Annotated in this window: 18 protein-coding genes; 9 read left to right on the top strand and 9 right to left on the bottom strand. The window is 69.0% G+C overall.

Annotation, left to right across the window (positions count from 1 at the left end):
- Window positions 1-72 precede the first annotated feature (72 nt).
- On the bottom strand, window positions 73-597 hold the full coding sequence (locus AAW51_RS16420) for a gamma carbonic anhydrase family protein (RefSeq protein ID WP_047195460.1): 525 nt from the start codon (window positions 595-597) through the stop codon (window positions 73-75).
- Between the two features lie 91 nt (window positions 598-688).
- On the opposite strand from AAW51_RS16420, the gene AAW51_RS16425 reads away from it, so the two are divergent.
- Window positions 689-1,486 (top strand): ferritin-like domain-containing protein, encoded by a 798-nt coding sequence (locus AAW51_RS16425; protein WP_047195461.1) that lies wholly within the window; start codon window positions 689-691, stop codon window positions 1,484-1,486.
- A gap of 27 nt (window positions 1,487-1,513) precedes the next feature.
- On the opposite strand, the gene AAW51_RS16430 is transcribed toward AAW51_RS16425, so the two are convergent.
- The 3 genes from AAW51_RS16430 to AAW51_RS16440 all read right to left on the bottom strand — a co-directional run bounded on the left by AAW51_RS16430 (window position 1,514) and on the right by AAW51_RS16440 (window position 5,195).
- The gene (locus AAW51_RS16430) at window positions 1,514-2,107 is read right to left on the bottom strand and encodes a MarC family protein (protein ID WP_047195462.1); all 594 of its coding nucleotides are present in this window, start codon (window positions 2,105-2,107) and stop codon (window positions 1,514-1,516) included.
- 97 nt (window positions 2,108-2,204) lie between these two features.
- Window positions 2,205-3,107: a site-specific tyrosine recombinase XerD gene (xerD, locus tag AAW51_RS16435; protein ID WP_047195463.1), complete on the bottom strand. Its 903-nt coding sequence runs from the start codon at window positions 3,105-3,107 to the stop codon at window positions 2,205-2,207.
- Window positions 3,108-4,208: 1,101 nt separating this feature from the next.
- Window positions 4,209-5,195 (bottom strand): tripartite tricarboxylate transporter substrate binding protein BugE, encoded by a 987-nt coding sequence (locus AAW51_RS16440; RefSeq protein WP_047195464.1) that lies wholly within the window; start codon window positions 5,193-5,195, stop codon window positions 4,209-4,211.
- Between the two features lie 273 nt (window positions 5,196-5,468).
- Here AAW51_RS16440 and AAW51_RS16445 point away from each other — a divergent pair, with 273 nt between their 5' ends.
- A complete protein-coding gene (locus AAW51_RS16445) occupies window positions 5,469-6,371 on the top strand; it encodes an AEC family transporter (RefSeq protein ID WP_047195465.1) in 903 nt (300 codons plus the stop codon).
- Here AAW51_RS16445 and queG read toward each other — a convergent pair.
- On the bottom strand, window positions 6,284-7,450 hold the full coding sequence (gene queG / locus AAW51_RS16450; protein ID WP_047195466.1) for a tRNA epoxyqueuosine(34) reductase QueG: 1,167 nt from the start codon (window positions 7,448-7,450) through the stop codon (window positions 6,284-6,286). The genes AAW51_RS16445 and queG overlap by 88 nt on opposite strands.
- Here queG and tsaE point away from each other — a divergent pair.
- Window positions 7,445-7,915 (top strand): tRNA (adenosine(37)-N6)-threonylcarbamoyltransferase complex ATPase subunit type 1 TsaE, encoded by a 471-nt coding sequence (gene tsaE, locus AAW51_RS16455; protein ID WP_047195467.1) that lies wholly within the window; start codon window positions 7,445-7,447, stop codon window positions 7,913-7,915. The two genes, queG and tsaE, sit on opposite strands and share 6 nt — an antisense overlap.
- Before the next feature lie 2 nt (window positions 7,916-7,917).
- A complete protein-coding gene (locus AAW51_RS16460) occupies window positions 7,918-9,279 on the top strand; it encodes an N-acetylmuramoyl-L-alanine amidase (RefSeq protein ID WP_047195468.1) in 1,362 nt (453 codons plus the stop codon).
- 64 nt (window positions 9,280-9,343) lie between these two features.
- Here the strand turns inward: AAW51_RS16460 and AAW51_RS16465 are convergent, their stop codons facing one another.
- The gene (locus tag AAW51_RS16465; RefSeq protein WP_047195469.1) at window positions 9,344-9,991 is read right to left on the bottom strand and encodes a DedA family protein; all 648 of its coding nucleotides are present in this window, start codon (window positions 9,989-9,991) and stop codon (window positions 9,344-9,346) included.
- A gap of 161 nt (window positions 9,992-10,152) precedes the next feature.
- On the opposite strand from AAW51_RS16465, the gene mutL reads away from it, so the two are divergent.
- From mutL to AAW51_RS31360, 3 genes are all read left to right on the top strand, one after another.
- Window positions 10,153-12,030, top strand: a complete 1,878-nt coding sequence (gene mutL / locus AAW51_RS16470; RefSeq protein WP_047195470.1) for a DNA mismatch repair endonuclease MutL — start codon at window positions 10,153-10,155, stop codon at window positions 12,028-12,030.
- Between the two features lie 159 nt (window positions 12,031-12,189).
- Complete coding sequence (locus AAW51_RS16475; protein WP_047195471.1) at window positions 12,190-13,056, top strand: alpha/beta hydrolase; 867 nt, start codon at window positions 12,190-12,192, stop codon at window positions 13,054-13,056.
- Between the two features lie 502 nt (window positions 13,057-13,558).
- Window positions 13,559-14,299, top strand: coding sequence for a pseudouridine synthase (locus tag AAW51_RS31360; RefSeq protein ID WP_047195472.1), 741 nt, complete (start codon window positions 13,559-13,561; stop codon window positions 14,297-14,299).
- Window positions 14,300-14,325: 26 nt separating this feature from the next.
- Here AAW51_RS31360 and AAW51_RS16485 read toward each other — a convergent pair whose 3' ends face one another.
- The 3 genes from AAW51_RS16485 to AAW51_RS16495 all read right to left on the bottom strand — a co-directional run bounded on the left by AAW51_RS16485 (window position 14,326) and on the right by AAW51_RS16495 (window position 16,071).
- Window positions 14,326-14,541 carry a hypothetical protein gene (locus AAW51_RS16485; protein ID WP_047195473.1) on the bottom strand — a complete coding sequence of 72 codons (216 nt, stop codon included), beginning with the start codon at window positions 14,539-14,541 and terminating at the stop codon, window positions 14,326-14,328.
- Window positions 14,542-14,608: 67 nt separating this feature from the next.
- Window positions 14,609-15,598, bottom strand: a complete 990-nt coding sequence (locus AAW51_RS16490; RefSeq protein WP_238947613.1) for a PA2778 family cysteine peptidase — start codon at window positions 15,596-15,598, stop codon at window positions 14,609-14,611.
- Window positions 15,599-15,648: 50 nt separating this feature from the next.
- Window positions 15,649-16,071, bottom strand: a complete 423-nt coding sequence (locus AAW51_RS16495; protein ID WP_083438353.1) for a PA2779 family protein — start codon at window positions 16,069-16,071, stop codon at window positions 15,649-15,651.
- Between the two features lie 292 nt (window positions 16,072-16,363).
- On the opposite strand from AAW51_RS16495, the gene miaA reads away from it, so the two are divergent.
- Window positions 16,364-17,302 carry a tRNA (adenosine(37)-N6)-dimethylallyltransferase MiaA gene (gene miaA / locus AAW51_RS16500; RefSeq protein ID WP_047195476.1) on the top strand — a complete coding sequence of 313 codons (939 nt, stop codon included), beginning with the start codon at window positions 16,364-16,366 and terminating at the stop codon, window positions 17,300-17,302.
- A complete protein-coding gene (locus tag AAW51_RS16505; protein ID WP_047195477.1) occupies window positions 17,299-17,982 on the top strand; it encodes an ABC transporter ATP-binding protein in 684 nt (227 codons plus the stop codon). The genes miaA and AAW51_RS16505 overlap by 4 nt, the downstream gene beginning before the upstream one ends.
- Window positions 17,983-17,996 lie beyond the last annotated feature (14 nt).

Below are 17,996 nucleotides of genomic sequence, written 5' to 3' on the forward strand. Positions count from 1 at the left end.
GTGGAAGTGATGTTCAAAACGAGACGTCCTGGTGGTAGCGGGTGGTGGGAGCGGCGGCGGCGCGAGCGATCATCAACCGATCTTCTTGAGGCCAGCCTTGAAGCGGCGCGCGTTCTCGACATAGTGCCGCGCGCCGAGCTGGAACGCGGCGATCTGCTCGGGCGTCAGCTGTTTCACGGCTTTGGCCGGCGAGCCGAGGATCATCGAACCGTCGGGGAATTCCTTGCCTTCGGTGACCAGCGCGCCGGCGCCGACCAGGCAGTTGCGGCCGATCTTGGCGCCGTTGAGCACCACCGCCTGGATGCCGATCAACGCGCCGTCGCCGATGGTGCAGCCGTGCAGCACCACCTGGTGGCCGACGGTGACGTTCTCGCCGATGGTCAGGGGCTGGCCGTGATCCGCGTGCAGCACGGAGTTGTCCTGCACGTTGGAGCCGCGGCCGATGCGGATCTGGGCTGTGTCGCCGCGCACCACCGTGCCGAACCAGACGCTGGCGTCTTCGGCCAACACGACATCGCCGATCACCTCGGCACTGTCGGCCACCCAGGCGCTCTCATGGACGTCGGGCGTGTGGTCGTCGAGCTGGTAAAGGGCCATCGTGTCGGTCTCCGGGTGCTTGGTATTCGTTGGTTGAATGGCTGGAGGAATGTCTGACCGGATGAAGGCCAGCGAGCCCATAATTTTAGAGATGAAGCTTCGTCGCCGTGCCCTCGCCGTTCTTACCCTGACCGATCCCACGGACAAGGCTGCCGCCGCGCGCGGGCTGTTCGAGCAGATGCTGGCCACCGGCGAGCCGCCTGACCCCGACGAAACCCTCGACGAGCCGCCTGGCTTGCCGGGCCGGCCCGCTCGCCCGGCCCTGGTGCCGCCCGACACCGTACCTCGGCGCACGCCGTTCACGGTCGAGGGGCGCGCCGCCCTGCTGCACGCGATTGCGCACATCGAGTTCAACGCGATCAACCTGGCGCTCGACGCCGTGTGGCGCTTCGGCGGGTTGCCCGAGGCCTACTACCGCGACTGGCTGCGCGTTGCGAGCGAAGAAGCGCTGCATTTCACGCTGCTGCGCGAGCATCTGCAGACCCTGGGCCACGACTACGGCGATTTCGCCGGCCACGACGGCCTGTGGGCGATGACCGACAAGACCCGCCACGACCTCGTCGCCCGCATGGCCCTCGTGCCGCGCACCCTCGAGGCGCGCGGGCTCGACGCCACACCCTTGATCCAGGCCAAGCTGCGCAAGGCCGGCGACGGGCGGGCGGTGGAGATTCTCGATGTGATCCTGCGCGACGAAGTGGGCCACGTCGCGATCGGCAACCACTGGTACCGCTGGCTGTGCGAGCGCGACGGCCTCGACCCGGTGGCGCACTATCGGCTGGTCACCGAGCGCTACCAGGCGCCGCGATTGAAGCCGCCCTTCAACCTGGAAGCACGCCGCGCGGCCGGTTTCACCCAGGCCGAGCTCGATTTTCTCGAGCAGCGTGATTGATCGGCAGCCCGAGGGCTGCTCACTCACTCACTCGAAGAAATAGCGCTTCAGCCCGGCCAGGATCATCTCGACCGAAATCGCGGTCAGCACCAGCCCCATCAGCTTCTCGACGGCACTCACCACGGAGTCGCCCAGCAAACGGCGGATGCGGTCGGCCGACAGCAGCACGGCGCCCGACACCACCATCACGGCCGTCAAGGCGGTGACCCATTCGGTCAGCCGATCGGGCTGGCGCGACGCGAGCAACAGCACGGTGGCCATCGCCGACGGCCCGGCCATCAGCGGTACGGCGAGCGGAAAGATGAAGGGCTCGCGGTCGTCGTCCGATGCATAGATGGATTCGCCGCTCGCGAAGATCATGCGGATCGAGATCATCAGCAGGATCACGCCGCCGGCCACCTCGAGTGACCGCTCGGACAAATGCATCAACCGCAAGAAGGCCTGGCCCGTGAACATGAAGACCAGCAGCACGCCAAAAGCCAGCAGCACTTCACGCAAGGCGACCCAGCGACGCCGGTGCGGCGGGACCGTGCGCATCACCGAGATGAAGATGGGCAGGCTGCCGAACGGGTCGAGCACCAGCAGCAGCAGGATGAAGGCGGAAACCAGGGTGTGATCCATGGGGCAGATTTTGGCAGGCGCCGTTGCCCGGCTGGGACGGTCGCCATTCCGGCCCCGGCGGTGTGGAGCCAGGCGCGCCGCCCTCGCCTGCCCGCGTTCAGCCTCGCGGATGGTGCTTGGCGTGCAGCGCCTTCAGGCGTTCGCGTGCCACGTGGGTGTAGATCTGCGTGGTGGAGATGTCGGCATGTCCCAGCAGCATCTGCACGGCCCGCAGGTCGGCGCCGTGGTTGAGCAAATGGGTGGCGAAGGCGTGGCGCAGGGTGTGGGGCGAGATCGGCGCCGTGATGCCGGCTTGGCGGGCGTATTTCTTGATGAGGTTCCAGAACATCTGCCGCGTCATCGCGTCGCCCCGCACGGTGACGAACAGCGCCTGGGTGCTGCGCGCGCCAAGGATGGCGGGCCGGGCCTGTGCCAGGTAGCGGCGCAGCCAGCCATGCGCTTCCTCTCCGAACGGCACCAAACGTTCCTTGCTGCCTTTGCCGGTCACCCGCAGCGCGCCTTCGTCGAGCCCGACATGGACGGTCTTGAGCGTGACCAGTTCGCTGACACGCAGGCCGCTCGCGTACATCAGTTCCAGCATCGTGCGGTCGCGCAGGCCGAGTTCGGTCTCGACGTCGGGTGCGCCCAGCAAGTCTTCCACCTGGCGTTCGCTCATGGTCTTGGGCACCCGCATCGGCTGCTTGGCGGTGACGAGCTTGAGGGTGGGGTCGGCGCTGATCAGGTGCTCGCGCAGGGCCCAGCGGAAGTAGCGGCGGAACACGGCCAGGCGCCGGTTGGCGGAGGTGGCCTTGGTGTCGGCGCGTTGGACGGCGTAGCCGAGCAGGTCGACTTCGGTGGTGGCGTCTAGCGGCTTGTTTTGGTGTTGGGCGAGCCAGGTGGCGTAGAGGGTGAGGTCGCGGCGGTAGGCGGAGAGGGTGTTTTTCGACAGGCCTTCCTCGATCCAGAGGGCGTCGATGAAGCGGGTGATGGAGGTGAGGCTTTGGGTTTGGGGGGGGCTCATCGGGGCCTGGGGGTTGGGGGGGCGGATGAGGTTGAGGGGTGGGTTTGGGTTTGGGTTTGGGTTTGGGTTTGGGTTTGGGTTTGGGCTTCTTACGTTTTGCCGTTGCTTCTGTCGTGGCGGGTATCGCCCCTGCGGGGCGAGCGCCCTTGCGGGCGGTGCCGGGATGTGCGCCCGGCAGCGCACCTACTTTCTTTGCTTCGCCAAAGAAAGTAGGCAAAGAAAGGCGACCCGGGTGCGGCGCCCCTTCGCTGCGCGAAGGGGTCCGCTGCGGTGCTCGCGACGGGAAGGCGGCTGCGGAACTCGCCCTTTTTGAAGAGCGCCTTCGCGCTCTTCAAACGGAGCTCAGACAGTCCTCGCCGACCCCGCGCGTTCCGCGCGGGGCAACCTTCCCGTCACTGCGCTCCTCGCCGCCGCACACGGGAGAGGGAGAGGCTCGGCTCGCTGCGCATCGCCTCGAAGGCCTGCTCTCCCTACGGGAGAGTGACGGAAAGGTTTAAGGCACCGTGTTCAAGGACATGGGTGACATGCGCCCTGGCCTGCTGCGCCCATGGTCCTTGCGAACCCGTCGCCCCTCTCTGGTGTAACCCATGTCCTTGAACATCACTGTTTCCCATGTTCATGACTCACGGGGGCTGCCCCCTTGTCCGCCACCCGCGGAGCAGAGGTCGCGCACGTGCCTCTCGCGAATTCTCCGAAGGAGAAGAGCCCTCCGAGGCGATGCGCAGCGAGCCGAGGCTCTCCCCCTCCCGTGTGTGGCGTCGAGGAGCGGAGGGGCTGGGAGGTTGCCCCGCGCGCAGCGCGGGGTCGGCGAGGACTGTTTGAGCTCCGTTTGAAGAGCGCGTAGGCGCTCTTCAAAAAGGGCGAGTTCCGCAGCCGCCTCCCAGCCCCGAGCACCGCAGAGCACCCCTCGCGCAGCGAGGGGCGCCACACTCGGGTCGCCTTTCTTTGCCTACTTTCTTTGGCGAAGCAAAGAAAGTAGGTGCGCTGCCGGGCGCACATCCCGGCACCGCCCCCAGGGCGCTCGCCCCGCAGGGGCGAATCAACAGCACCCCGCAAAACCAGCATCGAAAACCGAAAACCGAGAACCGACAGCCCGCCCACTCAATCCAACTTCAACCTCTGCTGCTCCACCACCTTCTTGTAAACCTCAAACTCCGCCCTCGTCTGCGCCGCAAACTGCTCCGGCGTATTCGCCACCACCAACGACCCCGTGTCCTCGATCCGCTTGCGCACCTCCGGCAACTCCACCGTCTTGCGCACTGCCGCATACACCTTGTCGGCAATCTCCTTCGGCAGCCCCTTGGGCGCATGGATGCCGTAATACGCCATCCGGTTGACCGGCTCCAGCCCCACCTCCTTGAAGGTCGGCACATTGGGCAGCACCGTCAGACGCTGCGGCGCCGCCACGACGATCGCGATCAAGCGCCCGTCCTTGATGAAAGGCAGCGCTGACGGCAGGTTGTCGAAAATGATCGGCACCTGCCCGGCCACCGTGTCGTTCAGTGCCGGCCCGGCGCCCCGATACGGGATGTGCGTCAGGAAGGTGCCCGACAGCGACTTGTAGAGCTCCATCTGCATGTGCCCGATGCCGCCGGTACCCGAGCTCGAATAGCTGTACTTGCCCGGGTTCTTCTTCAACTCGGCCACGAAACCCGCGTAGTCCTTGGCCGGAAACGACGGGTGCACCGCGATCACGTTGGGCGTCGCGGCGATGTTGGTGACCGAAGTGAAATCCGTCAGAGGGTTGTAAGGCGTCTTGGGATTGATCGCCGGGTTCGACGCGGTGGTCGACACCGTCGCGACGCCCAACGTATAGCCATCGGGCGTCGCCTTGGCGACTTCGTTGGCACCGATGATGCCGCCGCCGCCCGCCTTGTTCTCGACCACCATGGTCTGGCCCAGTGCGGGCTGGATCTTGTCGGCCAGCGTGCGGGCAATGATGTCGGTGGTGCCACCCGGCGCGAACGGCACCACCAAGCGTACCGGCTTGCTCGGATAGGAGGACGACTGCGCCCAGGCGGTGCCGGCCACGGTGACCAGTGCCAGCGGGATCGTCACGACAACAGCCATCAGATGTCTACGCTGCATTGCAAGAATCTCCAGGGTGGGGAAATCAGGAACAACGGGATCAACGGCAAGAAGAGCCCACGCGATGGGCTTGCATCCTAGCGCTGTTTGTTTGTCTGTCGACACCCTGCGCCCGCTGCCACACCGTGCTCATGCTGCGGCCTATGCTGGGACGCCCCGACCACGACGGGGATTGTGGGAACTACGAACGCGGGTCTGCCCCAAGCAGCCTCCCCGGCTGGCAAACTCAACAGGACCGCTGCGGCGGCCCTCGGACTGTTCGCCCTCCCCCACATGCACAACGTCCTCCTCCTGCTGCCCGATTTCCTGCTGATCGTCTGCGGGTGGGTCCTGTGCCGCTACACCGCGCTCGACCGCAGCGTGTGGGACGGGGTCGAACGACTCGTGTACTACCTGCTGTTCCCGGTGCTGCTGTTCAACGCGATCGTGCGCAGCCCCCTCGACTTCAGCACCACCGCACCGCTGGCCGCCGCCGGCCTCGGCATCGTGGCCATCGGCATCGCCGCCAGCTATGCCCTGCGCCACGTGCCCGGCGTCGACCCGCGCCTGCATGCGTCAGGCGCCCAAGTGGCGTTCCGCTTCAACTCGTATGTCGCGCTGGCGCTGGCCGACAAGCTGGCCGGCCCCGCCGGCGTCGCCTGGACCGCGATGCTGGTCGCGCTGTGCGTGCCGTTGTGCAACTTCGGCGCCGTCTACCCCCTGGCACGCCACGGCGGGCACCACTTCTGGCGCGAGATCGCGCGCAACCCGTTGATCCTCGCCACCGTCGCCGGCCTGGTCGCCAACCTGATCGGTGTGCGCTTCATGCCGCCGCTGCAGCCGGCCCTCGAACGTATCGGCCAGGCCGCGTTGCCGCTCGGGCTGATGGCCGTGGGCGCCGGGCTGAAGCTGGGCGGCTTGTGGGATGGCCCGCGCCTGGCCGCCGCGCTGCTGGGCATCCGCCACCTGCTGCTGCCGCTGGCGGCGCTGGGGCTGGTGCGGTGGCTGCAGGTGCCGGCCGAGCAGCATCCCATCGTGGTGGCCTTCGCCGCGATGCCCACCGCGTCGAGCGCCTATGTGCTTGCGATGCGCATGGGCGGCCACGGGCCTTACGTGGCCGGCCTGGTGACGTTGTCGACGCTGCTGGGCATGGCCTCGATCCCGGTCTGGCTCGCGGTGGCGACGGCGCTGGCCTGATCACCCAACGCCCAGACGATGTGCTCCGCGACCAGCGGGGTCGCATGCGGCAGGGCCTCGCGCAAGGCCCGCTCGAGGTCGGCCGAAGGCGCGGCGCGCAGCGCATTGCCCATCGCCACGGCCAGGTTGCGACGCCATCGTTCGTGACCGATGCGCCGGATCGCGCTGCCCTCGGTGTGGCGCAGAAACTCCGCCTCGGTCCAGGCCCACAAGGCCAGCAGCGTGGGCTCGGCCAACACAGGGCGGACGTCGAAATCGGGCAGCTCGGCCCGCTGCGCGTATTTGTTCCAGGGGCAGATCAGCTGGCAGTCGTCACAGCCATAAATGCGGTTGCCCATCAGCGCCCGCAGCTCGACCGGGATGGGCCCGTCGTGCTCGATGGTCAGATACGAGATGCAGCGGCGCGCGTCGAGCCGGTGCGGCGCGACGATGGCGCGCGTCGGGCAGACGTCGAGACACGCCTGGCACGAGCCGCAGTGCCCGCTGGTGGGCTCGCTGGCCGGCAACGGCAGGTCCAGATAGATCTCGCCCAGAAAGAACATCGAGCCGGCGTCCCGGTTCAGCACCAGCGTGTGCTTGCCGCGCCAGCCCTGGCCACTGCGCCCTGCGAGTTCGGCTTCGAGCACGGGCGCCGAATCGGTGAACACGCGGTGGCCGAACGGGCCCAGCCGGTCGGCCATGCGGTCGGCCAGCTTCTGCAGCCGCTGCCGCATCACCTTGTGATAGTCGCGGCCGCGGGCATAGAGCGACACCGTCGCCGCCTCGGGTTGCGCAAGGCGCTCGAACTCCACCGCCTGCCAGCCGGGCTCGGTGCTGCGCGGCAGATAGTCCATCCGCGCGGTGACGACGCTGACGGTGCCGGGCACCAGCTCCGCGGGCCGCGCGCGCTTGAGCCCGTGGGCGGCCATGTAGGCCATCGAACCGTGAAATCCTTCCCCCAGCCAGGCCATCAAGCCCGGCTCCGCGCTGCTCAGGTCGACGCCCGAGACGCCGATCTGTGAAAATCCGAGCTCGCGCGCCCACTGGCGGATGTCCGCCAGCAACGCGGCGTGATCGACGACAAGCTCGGATTGATGCATCCACCGATTTTAGGAACACGCCAGTGCACCTGGCCCGACGAGGCCACATGTGCCGGTTTCGCACAGGGCCTGGCCGCCCGGCCCGAACTGCGCCACGCGCTGATCGAACTGCACGGCCCGCTGGGCGCGGGCAAGACCACCTTCGTGCGCCACCTGTTGCGCGCACTGGGCGCGACCGGCCGCATCAAGAGCCCCACCTATGCGGTGATGGAGCCCTACGAGCTGCCCGGGCTGCAGGCCTGGCATTTCGATTTCTACCGCTTCCATGACCCGCGTGAGTGGGAGGACGCCGGCCTGCGCGACATCCTCACCGGCCCCGGCCTCAAGCTGGTCGAATGGGCCGGCCAGGCGGGCGGGCTGTTACCGCTGGCCGACCTGAAGATGGAACTTGCGCCCGCCGAACACGACCAACGCCACGTGACCCTCGACGCCTACACCCCGACCGGGGCCGCGCTGATCGCATGAAGATGACCCCTCTGTGGACCCGCCGCGCGCTGCTGCAGCGCACCGGCAGCGTCGCCTTGCTGCTCACCGCGCCCCAACTCGCCTTCGGCGCCAACATCGTCGCGGTGCGCGTGTGGCCTGCGCCCGACTACACCCGCGTGACGCTGGAGAGCGACACCGAGCTGGTCGCCAAGCACTTCCTGATCGCCGATCCGGACCGGATGGTGATCGACATCGAAAACCTCGAACTCAGCCCGGCGCTGCGCGAGATCGTCGGCAAGGTACGTGCGGACGACCCCTACATCGCCGGCGTGCGCGTGGGCCAGAACCAGCCCCGCGTGGTGCGGCTGGTCATCGACCTGAAGCAAGGCGCCCAGCCGCAGGTGACCACCTTGCCGCCGGTGGCGGCCTACCAGCACCGGCTGGTGTTCGACCTCTACCCGACCGTCGCACCCGACCCGCTGCTGGCGCTGATCCGCGAAAAAGAGCAGGCCGAGAAGGAAGCCAAGACCGCCATCGACGATGCGCTGGGTGAGTTTCTCGGCAAGGTCGCCAAGGCACCGCCCCCCGACCCCTCGGCCTCCGCGCCGGCCAACGGCGGCGCCCCCACGCCCTCCCCCGACGCACCGGTGACCCGCAAGGCCGAGGTGGACCCGGGCACCAAAAAGAAGATCGACCGCCTGATCATCGTCGCGCTCGACCCCGGCCATGGCGGCGAAGACCCGGGCGCGATCGGCCCGAGCGGCCTGAAGGAAAAGGACGTGGTGCTGCAGATCGCCCACAAGCTGCGCGACCGCATCAACGCGATCCCCAACATGCGCGCGATGCTGACGCGCGACACCGACTTCTTCGTGCCGCTGCAGCAGCGCGTCGAAAAGGCGCGCCGGGTGCAGGCCGACCTGTTCATCTCCATCCACGCCGACGCCTTCATCACGCCACAGGCGCGCGGTGCGTCGGTGTTCGCGCTGTCCGAACGCGGCGCCACCAGCACTGCCGCGCGTTGGCTGGCCAAGAAGGAAAACGCGGCCGACCTGGTCGGCGGTGTGAACGTCAAACACGGCGACGCCCACGTGATGCGCGCGCTGCTCGACATGTCGACCACCGCGCAGATCAACGACAGCCTGCGGGCCGGCAGCGAAGTGCTGGGCCAGATCGGCCGTGTCGGCCGGCTGCACAAGCGCAAGGTCGAACAGGCCAGCTTCGCGGTGTTGAAGGCGCCGGACATCCCGTCCATCCTGGTCGAGACCGCCTTCATCTCGAACCCGGAGGAAGAAGCCAAGCTGCGCAGCGCGGCATACCAGGATGACTTGGTCGCCGCGCTGATGTCGGGCATCAAGCGCTACTTCTCGAAGAACCCGCCGCTCGCCCGCAACCGGCAACTCTGAGGCCGGTCGATCTGCCCGCCGGTGCCGCGCGCGGCACCGGCGGCCGCGTCCTGGCGGGCGCGTGTCAGACGGCCGCCGCGCTGCGGCGAGCCTTCCAGGCGCCGAACAGCGCGATCAGCCCAGGCACCAGGATCAGCGCCCAGATGATCTTCGACAGATGTTGCTGCACCAGCGGGATGTTGCCGAACAGATAACCCGCCAGCGTCAAACCCCCCACCCACAGCACCGCCCCGGTCACGTTGAAGAACGTGAACTTGGCCCGGCTCATTTCGGCGACACCGGCCACGAAGGGCGCGAAGGTGCGGATGAAGGGCATGAAGCGCGCCAGGATGATGGTGACGCCGCCGTAACGCTCGTAGAAGGCATGCGCGGCGTTGAAGGCCTGCTTGTTGAAGAAGCGTGATTGCTCCCAGCGGAACACCTTGGGCCCGAAGTAGCGGCCGATGCTGTAGTTGAGCTGATCGCCTGCGATGGCGGCGACCAGCAGCAAGCCCATCGCCAGCGGCAAGCTCATCGCTCCGGCACCGCACAGCGCGCCGACCACGAACAGCAGCGAATCGCCCGGCAGAAACGGCATCACGACCAAGCCCGTCTCGACGAAGACGATCGCGAACAGCAGGGCATAGACCCAGGGGCCGTAGTTCTGCACGAACTCCGCCAGATGCTGGTCGACGTGGAGGATGAAGTCGATGAGAAAGGTCACAAGTTCCATCGCACGATTATCTCGTGGCGCAGGCGACAGAAGTAAGTCCGTGTTGCATCGCGCGCGCCGCCCGGCCGCCGAGGGGCACGGCGACCCCATCGCACGATGCACCTTCGCGGTGCCGCGACAGCGGGCCGGCCGTCGAGAGGGATCGACCTAGAATCTCGCCCATGAGTGCCGTCCCGACCGCTGTGCCCCGCCGTCCGATCCGCGAGCTGCCCGACGAACTGATCAGCCAGATCGCGGCCGGCGAGGTGGTCGAACGTCCGGCCTCGGTGGTGCGCGAGCTGGTCGACAACGCGCTCGACGCCGGCGCCACTGAAGTGACGCTGAAACTGCTGGCCGGCGGCGTGCGCTCCATCGTCGTCGAAGACAACGGCGCCGGCATCCCGGCCGACGAGTTGCCGTTGGCGTTGCGCCGGCACGCAACGAGCAAGATCGCGTCGCTGCCCGATCTCGAGGCGGTCTCGACGATGGGCTTTCGCGGCGAGGCCTTGGCCGCCATCGCATCGATTGCCGATGTCTCGCTGCTGAGCCGCACCGCCGACGGCCCGCATGCCTTCCGGCTCGATGCGCGCTCGGGCGAGCTGGCGCCGGCGGCCCGTGCAGTGGGCACCAGCGTCGAAGTGCGCGAGTTGTTCTTCAGCACGCCGGCCCGCCGCAAGTTCCTGAAGACCGACGCCACCGAGTTGGCCCATTGCATCGAAGCGGTGCGACGCCACGCGCTGGCGCGGCCTGATGTGGCCTTTGCCGTGTGGCACGAAGGCAAGCTGGTCGAACAATGGCGCAAGGGCACCGCCGAGCAGCGCATCAAGGACGTGCTGGGCGAGGACTTCCTGGCCGCCAGCCGCGCGGTCGAGGCCCACATCGGCCCCTTGTCCGTGCGCGGCCGTGCCGGCGTGCCCGATGCCGCGCGCGCCCGTGCCGACCAGCAGTACTGCTATGTCAATGGCCGCTACGTGCGCGACAAGCTGCTGGCCCACGGCGTGCGATCGGCCTATGAAGACGTGTTGCACGGTTCGCGCCAGCCCACCTATGTGCTGTTCGTCGAGATCTCGCCCGAGCGTGTCGATGTGAACGTACACCCGACCAAGATCGAAGTGCGTTTTCGCGATTCGCGCGAGGTGCACCAGGCGGTGCGGCATGCGGTCGACGACGCCCTCGCCTTGCCACGCGCCGGTCAACCCGAGGCGACCGGGCCCTCGTTGCTGCGTCCGACGACCGGTGCCGATGCCGGAGCCGGCACGCCGGCGGCCGCATGGCCTTCGAGCGGCTGGACCCGCCCGCAGGTGCAAGGCCATCTTGCGCTGCGCGATGCGGCGCTGCTGTATGCACAAGAGCCGGCGCCGAGGTGGTCCCCGGCCCTGCCCGCCGACACCCCGGCCACAGCGCTGCCGCCCTCGCAAGGGATGACGGACACAACCGCGCCCGAGCCGCTGCCCGCGCGGGCCGGCGAAGCCGAAGCCTGGCCGCTGGGACGTGCGGTGGCGCAGATCGGCGGCATCTACATCCTGGCCGAAAACGCACAAGGCCTGGTCATCGTCGACATGCACGCGGCCCACGAGCGCATCGTCTATGAACAGCTCAAGTCCAACCTCGCGGCTCAACGCCTCGAGGCCCAACCGCTGCTGATCCCGGCCACCTTCGCAGCGACCGCCCAGGAAGTGGCCACCGCAGAAGCACAGCGGGAAGCCCTGTCGACCCTGGGCCTCGAGATCACACCGCTGTCGCCTGGCACGCTGGCCATCCGGTCGCGACCGGCCGCCCTGGCGAGCGCCGATGTGGTGGAGCTGGCGCGCAGCGTGTTGGCCGAGCTGTCGCAGTACGACGCCAGCAACGTGATCCAGCGCGCCCAGCACGAGCTGCTCGCGACCATGGCCTGCCATGGGGCGGTGCGGGCCCACCGTCGCCTCACTCTGGATGAGATGAACGCGCTGCTGCGCGACATGGAGCGCACCGAACGCTCCGACCAGTGCAACCACGGCCGGCCCACCTGGCGGCAGCTGTCGCTGCGGGAACTCGACGCCTTGTTCATGCGCGGCCGCTGAGGCGTGGCCCGGCCCCGGCGCTGCGGCGCAGGGAGACCGGCAACATCCGTTACGCGGTTGTCGCCGCTCACGCGCGACTTGCGTGACAAGGTGCGCACGAGCGCGAGATGACGGTGCCCACCCCCTGAACTTTGCGCCGCCAGTGCCGATCACTGGCGCATGAATTTCACTGTCGCCCTGCGGTGGCGTCTCGCCCCGGTCCTCCTGTCGTTCATCGTGCTGATGGCCGGATGCAGCGCACTCGACACGCAGCAACGGCGCTGGATCTTCCAGCCGATGAACTCGGCCGTGCGGGCGGGGGTGGACGGCATCGAGGGCATGCAGGACGTGTGGATCGGCTTCCACTCGCAAGCCACCGGCGAGCAGGTGCGCCTGCACGCGTTGTGGCTGGAACACAGTCGTCGCGACGCCCCGGTGCTGCTGTATCTGCACGGTGCCCGCTGGGGCGTGGCCGGCAACGCCACGGCGGCGCGTATGCGCCGCATGCAGGCGATGGGCTTCAGTGTGCTGGCGGTCGACTACCGCGGCTTCGGCCGCAGCACCGCGAGCCTGCCCTCGCAGCAGAAAGCCCACGAGGACGCCCGCGCCGCGTGGGATTGGATCGCCACGCGCCAGCCCGGCAGCCGGCGCTACATCTTCGGTCATTCGCTGGGCGGCGCCATCGCGGTCGGCCTGGCCGCCGAAGTCGATCAGCAGCTCGACGGGCTGATGGTGGAAGGCACCTTCACGTCGGTGCCCGACGTGTTCGCGACCCTGCGCTGGGGCTGGCTGCCGCTCGGCTGGCTGATCACCCAACGTTTCGACTCGGCCGCGCGCATCGGCGAGGTCCAGGCCCCGGTGCTGGTGGTGCACGGCAGCGACGACAACCTGATCAAGCCCGAGCTGGGGCGCGCCCTGTACGAGCGCGTGCGTGCGCCCAAGAAGCGTTTCGTACTGGTCGAGGGCGGCACCCACCACAGCACGCATGCCGACGGACAGGCGCAGTACCGCGAAGCCGTGCGCGAGCTGTTCGGCCTGCCGGGCTGAGGGCGACAGCGGCCCCGCCGCCGCGCCGAGCGGCACTCGTGGTCCAATCCGGGTTTGCCCTTCGCGCCCGTGCTCCCGGATGACCCAGCGCCCCAAGATCTCCCTCCCCGCTGCCGCCAAAGACCAGGCGCCGCAGCGGCGTGACCGCCCGCCGGTGCGAGGCGCCGGTTCGGCCCCTCGCAAGCGCCCTTCGGCGTCCTCTGCGCCGGTGAAGGCCGAGGCGAACGCCCCCAAGCCGGCGCCGCCGGCCCGGCCGGCCTCGCCCGTTCCCCCGCCCGCCACGCGCAGCGCCCCGCCGCCCCGCCCTTCCACCGGACGCGCGGCCGGCTCGCCCGACCCACGCGAGCGAGCGCCGCAGTCGCGTGCCGCCAGGAGCGACCGCCAGGCCGCGCCGCCCGCCCGCCCTCGTCCTCCGGCCCCTTCGACCCCCCCGGCTCGGCCCGCAGCCCCGCCAGCGGCTCGCACGCCGGCCGACGAAGGCCATCCGCGGCTGTCCAAACGCATGAGCGAACTCGGTCTGGCTTCACGCCGCGAGGCCGATGAATGGATTTCGCGCGGCTGGGTGTGGGTGGACGGCCAGCGCGTCACCGAACTCGGCACACGCGTCACGCCCGACCAGCACATCACGGTCGACCCGGCCGCCACCAGCCGTCAGGCGGAGCAGGTCACGGTGGTGCTGCACAAGCCGATCGGCTACGTGAGCGGCCAGGCCGAAGACGGCTACGAGCCAGCGGTGGTGCTGGTGACCGAGCGCAACCATTGGCGTGGTGACACCTCGGGCCGGCGCTTCCGCCCCGAGCATCTACGGGGCCTGGCACCTGCCGGCCGGCTCGACATCGATTCGGTCGGACTGTTGGTGCTGACGCAGGACGGCCGCATCGCCAAACAATTGATCGGCCAGGACTCCGAGGTCGAGAAAGAATATCTGGTGCGCGTCCAGTACGAAGCGGCCGGCGCTCACCCGGGCCCGCTGCCCGAGGTGTTCCCGGCGGCCGACCTGGAACGTCTCAACCACGGGCTGTCGCTCGACGGCAAACCCTTGTTGCCGGCCAAGGTCTGGTGGCAGAACGAGGACCAGCTGCGTTTCGTGCTGCGCGAAGGCAAGAAGCGCCAGATCCGCCGCATGTGCGAAGCAGTGGGCTTGAAAGTGGTGGGCCTGAAGCGCGTGCGCATCGGCCGTGTGGTGCTGGGCGACCTGCCGCCGGGACAGTGGCGCTACCTGGGGCCCGACGAACGCTTCTGACCGGCCGGCGCGCGGTGGCCTGCTGCTTACTTGCGCAGGGCCAGCAACAGCAACACCGCGCCGCCCGCCAGGGCGATGGCGCCGGCCCAGCCGGGCACCGGCTTTTCGGTCTGCACTTCGGCCTTGAACTGGCCGAGCTGGAACACGGTTTCCTGCGACGGCACCGACAGCCCTTTGAACAGGACAAACCCGCCCAACCCGATCATCGCGGCGCCCACCACCGCCAAAGCGATCTTCTTCATCTCGACTTCCTGTTCCGACCCGTTTCCAGGGATGTGTGATTGCTGGGTGCGCCGAGGTGGACGGCGGCTATTTCGCCTCGCCCGCCACCTGGTTCACCTTGTCCAGCAAGGCCTTGGCCTGCGGCCCCCATTTGCCGCCCAAGGTGAGCGCCTGCTGCGCCGCCTCGCGCGCCTGCTCGGTGTGCCCCAGCTCGAGTTCCACCTCGCCCAGGTTGATCCAGGCGGCCGGATGGCGCAGGCGGCGGGCCGCGGCACCGAACACCTCGGCGGCTTCAGCCTTGCGGCCCGCAGCATACAGCGTGTTGCCCCGGCCCAGCGCCAGCGTCAGGCTGTTGGGCCAACGTTGTGACGCCGCGGCATACGCTTCTGTCGCCTGGGCTGGGCGCGCCACCCGCTCGAAGGCGACCAGCGCCCGGGTCACCTCCGCCTCGCTGGCGGTGGCCGGCAGCCGGCCGGGCGCCACCGCGGCAAAGGCCCAGCTGTGGGCACGCGCCCAAGTGTGTTCGAAGGTGCGCAGCCGCATGGCCTGGCGTGCCTCGCGCCCGGAGCGCAGCAGCACGGTCTCGGCATCGAGGTCGTAGCCAACCACCACCACGTAGTGCCAGGTCGGCGCGAACGCCAGCCCCAGGTTCTGCAGCACCACCACCGGGTTGCCGGCGGCGACTTCTTCGCACAGCGCTCGCAGCTGCGGTGGCAACACCACGGGCAGCGCACCTTGACGGCGGGCCGCCGCCAGCATTTCGAGCTGCAGCGAACCCTGGCGGCCCGGCAGATAGACCTGCGGCACGAGCTGCGCAGGCGTCACCGGGAAGCCGGCCACGTGCAGCACCGCGGCCAGCGATTCGGGGCCGCACAGGAACCGCTGATCTTGCGGAAAAAACGGTGTCTGGCTCAGCTCGACACGACGTGGCAGCCCCTGCGCGCCCTGCCCCCGCAGCAGCGACCGGCTCTGGCTGGCGCAGCCGCCCAACCCCAGACCCAGTCCCGCCATGCCGACGCCGCCGCCAAGCAAGCGGCGGCGCCGTGCATCGGGCAGGCGGCAGGTGGATGACCTCACGACGTCGGCCTCATCGGCACGTCGGTCCGTCGGTACTGCTCGGTCCGAGGTCAGCGGATCGAACGGGTGAACGGGAAGATCTTGGTGAAGCCGAGGATGTCGGTCACCAGCAACAGCACGAAGACGAACAGCGCGACGCCGAGCACGTCGCCGCCTGCCGGCGCCTGTTCGATCTGGGCCACCAGCGTCGCCGCCTCCTCGTCGCTCAGGGCGGCCACCCGTTGACGCGCCTGCTCGGCGGTGACGCCGAACTCCTGCAGGCGGGCCATCAGTTCGGGGCGGTCGAGTTCGCTGGCCAGACGCTGGCGTTGCGCGTCGCCGGCCGCGGTGTGGCTGTCGGCCATGCTCTCCTGCGCCACCTGCTCGGTGGTGACCAGCGTCGCGCTGCCCGGCTGCGCCATCGCGCTCAGGCCCATGCACAGCGCAACGGCACAAGCGGTGGAGCGGAAGTATCGAGTCAGGGGGCGGGACATGAGGGGGACTCCTTCTGGCGTATGTCGTTGTCGCGTGCCGTCGTCACGTCGACGGCGCCCGGCCGGGGGCATGGGCTCCGGCCTGCGCGGCGATTGTGGGAGCAAATCCGGTGCGACGGCAGGTCTCAAGGTGAGCGACTGTTTTCAGATGTCAGCAGTTCCTGTGCCGGCAGCAGCGCGGCGGCGGTTGCGGCTCTGCTACGCTGGCGCCCATGCATCCCCTGTCGTTCGCCGAGGCGCGCCGTCGTCGCGCCACCGGGCCGCGCCGCGCCGCAGCCCCCCGTATTCCCCGATGAGCCACCGTTGCGATTTTGTCTGTCTGGCCGGCCCGACCGCGTCAGGCAAGACCGCTGCGGCGCTGGCCGTGGCCGACCGGCTGCCGGTGGAGATCGTCAGCGTGGACTCGGCGCTGGTCTACCGCGGCATGGACATCGGCACCGCCAAGCCCAGCCGGGCCGAGCGCGAGCAGGTGCCGCACCATCTGATCGACATCATCGAGCCGACCGAGGCGTATTCGGCCGCGCAGTTCGTCGCCGACGCGCGCGCCCTGATCGCGCAGATCCGAAGCCGCGGCCGGCTGCCGCTGCTGGTGGGCGGCACGATGCTCTACTTCAAGGCGCTGCTCGAAGGCATCGACCCGCTGCCGGCGGCCGACGCACAGCTGCGAGCCGAGCTCGATGCCGAAGCCGCCCGGGTCGGTTGGCCTGCGCTGCACGCCGAACTGGCCCGCGTCGACCCGCCCACGGCCGCACGGCTGGCGCCCAACGACAGCCAGCGCATCCAGCGTGCGCTCGAAGTGTTCCGGCTGTCGGGGCAACCGTTGTCGTCGTTCCACACGCGGCATCTCGCGCCGTCGGCACCCTCCGAGGCCGCTACGCTGATCTCGCTCGAACCGCGCGACCGGGCCTGGCTGCACCGGCGCATCGCCGAGCGGTTCCAGCAGATGCTGGACGGCGGGCTGGTCGACGAGGTGCGGCATCTGCGTGCGCGCGGTGACCTGCACGACGGCCTGCCGTCGATGCGCTGCGTCGGCTACCGGCAAGCGTGGAAGGTGCTCGAGGGGAGCGCGGCACCCGACAGCCTGCCCGAACGCGGCATCGCGGCCACTCGCCAGTTGGCCAAGCGCCAGCTGACCTGGCTGCGCTCGATGCCGCAGCGCCAGGTGGTCGAGTGCGATGCGCCCGATGCGATCGAACAGGTGGTGCGGCGGGTGATGGAGGTGGCCCGATGAGCCGTGGTGGGGCCGAGGCGCCGACCCAGCCCGTGCTGCGCGTCTCGGGGCTGGGCAAGCGCTACGGCGACGCCTGGGTGTTTCGAGGCATCGAGCTGCAGGTCGAGCCCGGCGAGTTCGTCGCCATCGTGGGCGAATCGGGGGTCGGCAAATCGACCTTGCTGAACTGCATCGCGGGGCTGGACCGCGCCGACGCCGGCGAGGTCACACTGCTCGGCCAGTCCATTGCACAGCTGCCCGAGACCGCGCAAGCGCACTTCCGCCGGCGCCACCTCGGTTTCGTGTTCCAGGCCTTCCATGTCTTGCCGCATTTGTCGGTGGCCCAGAACGTCGGCCTGCCGCTGCTGCTGCTCGGCACGCCGGACGACGCGCGGGTGACCCAAGCGCTGGCAGCGGTGGGTTTGGAGGGCCTGGGCGAGCGGCTGCCGCAGCAACTCTCGGGCGGCCAGTTGCAGCGGGTGGCGATAGCCCGCGCGCTGATCCACCGGCCGCAGCTGATCCTGGCCGACGAGCCGTCGGGCAACCTCGATCCGGGGACTGCCGCGCGCGTGATGGAGGCCTTGGCCTTGCAGGTCGAGCAGCAGGGTGCCGCGTGCATCCTGGTGACCCATTCGCACACCGCGGCACAACGGGCGCACCGGGTGTTGCGACTGACGGCCGATGCACTGCTCGGCGAATAGCGCAGGAGCAACTG

This window comes from Caldimonas brevitalea (genome assembly GCF_001017435.1).
GTDB lineage: Bacteria > Pseudomonadota > Gammaproteobacteria > Burkholderiales > Burkholderiaceae_C > Caldimonas > Caldimonas brevitalea.

What these genes read in the sequence shown, in the direction of transcription:
- AAW51_RS16420 (WP_047195460.1), bottom strand. Translation starts at nt 597, where the DNA reads ATGGCCCTTTACCAGCTCGACGACCACACGCCCGACGTCCATGAGAGC.
- AAW51_RS16425 (WP_047195461.1), top strand. Translation starts at nt 689, where the DNA reads ATGAAGCTTCGTCGCCGTGCCCTCGCCGTTCTTACCCTGACCGATCCC.
- AAW51_RS16430 (WP_047195462.1), bottom strand. Translation starts at nt 2,107, where the DNA reads ATGGATCACACCCTGGTTTCCGCCTTCATCCTGCTGCTGCTGGTGCTC.
- xerD (WP_047195463.1), bottom strand. Translation starts at nt 3,107, where the DNA reads ATGAGCCCCCCCCAAACCCAAAGCCTCACCTCCATCACCCGCTTCATC.
- AAW51_RS16440 (WP_047195464.1), bottom strand. Translation starts at nt 5,195, where the DNA reads ATGCAGCGTAGACATCTGATGGCTGTTGTCGTGACGATCCCGCTGGCA.
- AAW51_RS16445 (WP_047195465.1), top strand. Translation starts at nt 5,469, where the DNA reads ATGCACAACGTCCTCCTCCTGCTGCCCGATTTCCTGCTGATCGTCTGC.
- tsaE (WP_047195467.1), top strand. Translation starts at nt 7,445, where the DNA reads ATGCATCCACCGATTTTAGGAACACGCCAGTGCACCTGGCCCGACGAG.
- queG (WP_047195466.1), bottom strand. Translation starts at nt 7,450, where the DNA reads ATGCATCAATCCGAGCTTGTCGTCGATCACGCCGCGTTGCTGGCGGAC.
- AAW51_RS16460 (WP_047195468.1), top strand. Translation starts at nt 7,918, where the DNA reads ATGACCCCTCTGTGGACCCGCCGCGCGCTGCTGCAGCGCACCGGCAGC.
- AAW51_RS16465 (WP_047195469.1), bottom strand. Translation starts at nt 9,991, where the DNA reads ATGGAACTTGTGACCTTTCTCATCGACTTCATCCTCCACGTCGACCAG.
- mutL (WP_047195470.1), top strand. Translation starts at nt 10,153, where the DNA reads ATGAGTGCCGTCCCGACCGCTGTGCCCCGCCGTCCGATCCGCGAGCTG.
- AAW51_RS16475 (WP_047195471.1), top strand. Translation starts at nt 12,190, where the DNA reads ATGAATTTCACTGTCGCCCTGCGGTGGCGTCTCGCCCCGGTCCTCCTG.
- AAW51_RS31360 (WP_047195472.1), top strand. Translation starts at nt 13,559, where the DNA reads ATGAGCGAACTCGGTCTGGCTTCACGCCGCGAGGCCGATGAATGGATT.
- AAW51_RS16485 (WP_047195473.1), bottom strand. Translation starts at nt 14,541, where the DNA reads ATGAAGAAGATCGCTTTGGCGGTGGTGGGCGCCGCGATGATCGGGTTG.
- AAW51_RS16495 (WP_083438353.1), bottom strand. Translation starts at nt 16,071, where the DNA reads ATGTCCCGCCCCCTGACTCGATACTTCCGCTCCACCGCTTGTGCCGTT.
- miaA (WP_047195476.1), top strand. Translation starts at nt 16,364, where the DNA reads ATGAGCCACCGTTGCGATTTTGTCTGTCTGGCCGGCCCGACCGCGTCA.
- AAW51_RS16505 (WP_047195477.1), top strand. Translation starts at nt 17,299, where the DNA reads ATGAGCCGTGGTGGGGCCGAGGCGCCGACCCAGCCCGTGCTGCGCGTC.